This is a genomic window from Dyella sp. 01N36, from assembly GCF_056399745.1.
Map to the genome: position 1 here is coordinate 1 of NZ_JBFTRY010000256.1, position 4,214 is coordinate 4,214.

The 4,214-nt window shown below is 64.2% G+C and carries 6 protein-coding genes; 3 read left to right on the forward strand and 3 right to left on the reverse strand.

Annotated elements, in window-relative coordinates; all coding sequences use genetic code 11:
- Both AC1DMG_RS20415 and clpS read right to left on the reverse strand, forming a co-directional pair.
- On the reverse strand, window positions 1-482 hold a 482-nt coding region (locus AC1DMG_RS20415; protein WP_477180995.1), incomplete at its 3' end, for a Clp protease N-terminal domain-containing protein.
- 169 nt (window positions 483-651) lie between these two features.
- Window positions 652-978 carry an ATP-dependent Clp protease adapter ClpS gene (gene clpS / locus AC1DMG_RS20420; RefSeq protein ID WP_074546739.1) on the reverse strand — a complete coding sequence of 109 codons (327 nt, stop codon included), beginning with the start codon at window positions 976-978 and terminating at the stop codon, window positions 652-654.
- Window positions 979-1,121: 143 nt separating this feature from the next.
- Here clpS and AC1DMG_RS20425 point away from each other — a divergent pair, with 143 nt between their 5' ends.
- The 3 genes from AC1DMG_RS20425 to hflD are packed head-to-tail and all read left to right on the forward strand — an operon-like array spanning window position 1,122 to window position 3,383.
- On the forward strand, window positions 1,122-1,613 hold the full coding sequence (locus AC1DMG_RS20425) for an NUDIX hydrolase (protein ID WP_477177580.1): 492 nt from the start codon (window positions 1,122-1,124) through the stop codon (window positions 1,611-1,613).
- Complete coding sequence (gene mnmA, locus AC1DMG_RS20430; RefSeq protein ID WP_477177579.1) at window positions 1,610-2,749, forward strand: tRNA 2-thiouridine(34) synthase MnmA; 1,140 nt, start codon at window positions 1,610-1,612, stop codon at window positions 2,747-2,749. Before AC1DMG_RS20425 ends, mnmA begins: the two co-directional genes overlap by 4 nt.
- A gap of 10 nt (window positions 2,750-2,759) precedes the next feature.
- Window positions 2,760-3,383 (forward strand): high frequency lysogenization protein HflD, encoded by a 624-nt coding sequence (gene hflD / locus AC1DMG_RS20435; RefSeq protein WP_477180997.1) that lies wholly within the window; start codon window positions 2,760-2,762, stop codon window positions 3,381-3,383.
- Between the two features lie 10 nt (window positions 3,384-3,393).
- Here the strand turns inward: hflD and AC1DMG_RS20440 are convergent.
- Window positions 3,394-4,214 (reverse strand): MFS transporter (locus AC1DMG_RS20440; RefSeq protein ID WP_477180996.1); only part of this gene is annotated, 821 nt, incomplete at its 5' end.

The following is a 4,214-nucleotide window of genomic DNA, read 5'->3' on the forward strand; positions in this document are numbered from 1 at the left end:
TCTTCACTCTCGCGCTCGGTGCCCGGCATGCTCGACGACGGCTCGTCGCCGATCTTGGCGATACCGTGCGAAATATAGTTGACCACGTCCAGGCGGGTGATCTCCTGCTGGTGCAGGAAATACACGGCGTGCGAATCCTTTTCGCCGAAGATCGCCACCAGCACGTTCGCGCCGGTGACTTCTTTACGGCCCGAAGACTGTACGTGATAAACCGCGCGCTGCAGCACGCGCTGGAAGCCGAGGGTGGGCTGGGTATCGCGCTCGTCCCCGTGCGGCAATACCGGTACGGTTTCGGCAATGATCTTTTCCAGCTCGCGCGACAGGCGCGGCAGGTCGACGCCGCAGGCGCGCAGTGCGCCCAGGGCCGACTGGTTTTCGGTAAGAGCGAGCAGCAAATGTTCCACCGTCATGAATTCATGACGCTGCTCGCGGGCCTGCTTGTAGCACTGGCCGATGGTGACTTCGAGATCCTTGCTGAACATCCGGACCTACTCCGCTGTGTGGCTGGGCGTCACGCGCCCCGATAGCTACGAAATGGGGGTGCTGGAAGGCTCTTCAATATCCGTGCCAGGGACGGGCTGTGAGATGGGTAGCGTGGGCGCCAGAACCGACCTTGGCAGATCCTCTCTACACACCTTTCATTACCTCTTTTCAGAGCTTTTCCATAGTGCACAACAAAGGGTGCTGATGAGCACGTGAATATTCGTTCACCTGGGTCACCTTGGTTTCCGCGACTTCCCGGGTAAACACCCCGCACACGCCTTTTCCGCGCGTATGCACGTGAAGCATGACTTGCACCGCACGTTCCTGGTCCAGACTGAAAAAACTTCTCAGCACTTCGACCACAAAATCCATCGGTGTGAAATCGTCGTTCAGCAGTACCACCTGGAAGAGCGGCGGGCGAGCCACCTCCGGACGGGAGGTTTCCAGCGCCAGGCCGTGACCGCTGCCTTGTTCGTGTTCGGGTTCGTGAGCCATGGGTCTACGTGAAATTTCCTTGGGGAAAGTATAGCGCCGGGCACCCGGGATGCTCCCAAGGGGCACCGCCGAAGGCAGATCGCCTTCAGGTGATGGCACAATGACCGCTTTTCCAGTGCCACTAGCGTCGCCATATACCCCCGATGGCCGATTCCTCTCCCATTCCCCTGCAAGTCTGGTGCCCACACGTGACCGTGGCCTGCGTGGTTGCCGACGGCGACCGCTTCCTCATGGTCGAAGAGGAGGTCAACGGCCGCCTCGCCTATAACCAGCCGGCGGGCCATTTGGACGACAAAGAGAGCCTGCTGACCGCCGCCGTGCGGGAAACGCTGGAGGAAACGGGCTGGACGGTGGTCCCCGAGCACCTGATCGGCGTCCACCAGTGGCGCAGCACCGAGCATGGCGACGGCGTGGTGCGCTTCAGTTTTGCGGCTCGGGCGGTGAGTCACGATCCCGGGCGCCCGCTCGACGAGGGCATCCGCCAGGCCCTGTGGCTCACCCGCGACGAAATTGTGGCACTGGGTGACCAATTGCGCAGTCCACTGGTGCTGATGAGCATCGACGCCTGGCTGAGCGGACAGCGATACCCGCTGCACCTGCTGCACAGCCTGCTCGCCGAGGATCGTTACCCATGAAAGTGATGCTCGGTGTCTCCGGCGGCGTCGACTCTTCGGTGGCCGCCTTGCTGCTGCAGCAGGGTGGCTACGAGGTCGAAGGCCTGTTCATGCAGAACTGGGAAGAAGACGACCGCGACGGCCCCTGCACCACCGATATCGATCGCAAGGATGCCGTGGCCGTGTGCGGGCGGCTGGGCATTCCGTTCCATGCGCGCAATTTCGCCGCCGAGTATTGGGCTGGCGTGTTCGAGCACTTTCTTGCCGAATATCGCGCCGGTCGCACGCCCAATCCGGACGTGCTGTGCAATCGCGAGATCAAGTTCAAGACCTTCCTGGATGAGGCCCGCGCGCTGGGCGCCGACAAGATCGCCACCGGCCACTACGCCCGCGTGGATTTCCATGAAGGCAAATATCGCCTGCTGCGCGCGGTGGATGCGTCCAAGGACCAGACCTACTTTCTTCACGCGCTGGGCCAGCAGCAGCTCAGCGCCACGCTGTTTCCGGTCGGCGAGATCGAAAAGCCGCTGGTGCGCCAGATGGCCCAGGAGGCCGCGCTGCCGACGCACGCGAAAAAGGATTCCACCGGCATCTGCTTTATCGGCGAGCGCGACTTCCGCAGCTTTCTTGCCCAGTACCTGCCCGCCCAGCCCGGCCCGATGCGCACGCCCGATGGGCAGACCGTGGGCGAGCACCAGGGCGCGATGTATTACACCCTGGGCCAGCGCAACGGCCTGGGGATCGGCGGACGCCATGGCGCCAGCGGCGAGGCGTGGTACGTGGTCGGCAAGGATGTGCCGGCCAACGTGCTGTATGTTGCGCAGGGCGGCGAGAACCATTGGCTTTATTCCAAGCGCCTGCACGCCGAGCCGCCGACCTGGGTGGCGGGCGAGCCGCCGGCGAGACAGTTCCGTTGCACCGCCAAGACGCGCTACCGCCAGGCCGACCAGGCTTGCGAGGTGTTTGTGCGGGACGACGGGCTGGAGGTGGTGTTCGACCAGCCCCAGCGGGCCGTCACGCCCGGCCAGTCGGTGGTTTTCTACGACGGCGAGGCCTGTCTCGGCGGTGCCGTGATCGACCGCACCGACGCTCCCTTTGGCGGCTGGAATGATGCCGCTACTTCTTCCGCCCTCTCCGAGGCACTGACCGGTGTTTGAAATTTTCGCGATGAACGAAGAGCGCGTGTTGGCCCTGGCGGGTTTGTTCCAGGCCACCACGCTCGCCCAGCAGCTGGCCAACGATGGCCGCTGCGACGACATCGCCATGGCCTCGAGCATGGCCAGCGTGTTCCGCATCGATGCACCGTCGGTCGTGGGCGTGTACGGCGATGTCGGCGCCGTGCGCCTGGGCCTGCGCCAGCTGATCACCCTGCTCGACGAGAACAACCGCGATGTGGCCATCACGCGCATGGCCTTCACGGTGATGCGCCTGGAGCGCAGCCTGTCACGCCGCAGCGATCTGCTGGATCGCCTGCAGCAAGGCATCGCCGCCGCGCAGCGACAGGTCGAACACTTCGGTGCGGATTCGCCGCAAGTGGTGAAGCGTCTGGCCGAGCTGTATGCCGGCACGCTTTCCACGCTCAAGCCGCGCGTGATGGTCACCGGCAATCCGCAGCAGTTGCAGCAGCCGGCCGTGGTCGAAAAGGTTCGCACCAACCTGCTCGCCGCCGTGCGTTCGGCCGTGTTGTGGCGGCAGCTGGGCGGGCGCCAGTGGCAGATGCTGCTGTATCGCAAGYAGTGCAGCATGTTGGCGCGTGGGCTGTTGACGGGTTCGACCATCAACAACCCCTGAGGGCTTGCGCTCAGTCGGTCATCAACTGAGCTTTGCCGCGCCCCTTGACCARCAGCCACACCGCCGCCGCAACACCGACGACCACCGTAATCGTCACATAGTGCGCAGCGGCCATGCGTCCGGCCGTCCCGGCGAGGTAGCCGATAAAGGTGGCGGTGCAGGCACCGAACACGGCATAAGCCACGTTGTAGGCGAAGGAAATGCCGGAGAAACGGATCGGCGCCGGAAACGCCGCCACCATGATGGTGGGCACCACCGCCACGGTACCGACCAGAAAACCGGTGAGCCCATACAGCGGCAGAAAATGCGCGCCGCCTGCCGCCAGATCACCGAACAGCGCATAGGTGACAGTCACCAAGGCGACCGAGCCGGCGATCAGTGTCCAGGCGGCGCCAATGCGATCGACCAGCCAGCCAAATGCCACGCAGCCCACGCATAGGCAAAAAGCGGCGATGCTATTGCCCAGGAAGGCCACGTCAGCAGGAATGCCGAACGACTTCTGCGCCAGGCTGGGCAGTCCCAGAATCAGCACCAGGATGGCCGCGGTGAGCGTCCAGGTGACCGCCATGGAAATGGCCACGCTGGCGCCATGACCCRCCAGCACGGTTCGCAGCGGCAAGCCCTCGCTCAATGCCTTGCGCGCATGCAGCTCGGCAAATACCGGCGTTTCGCTCAACCAGCGACGCAGCCACACGGCCACCAGGCCGAACACGCCGCCCAGCACAAACGGCAGGCGCCACCATCCGCGCAACACATCGGCGGGCGAAAAGTGATGGTTCATCCATGCGGCCGTCAGCGAGCCGATCAGGATGCCCGCGGTGAGGCCGGAGG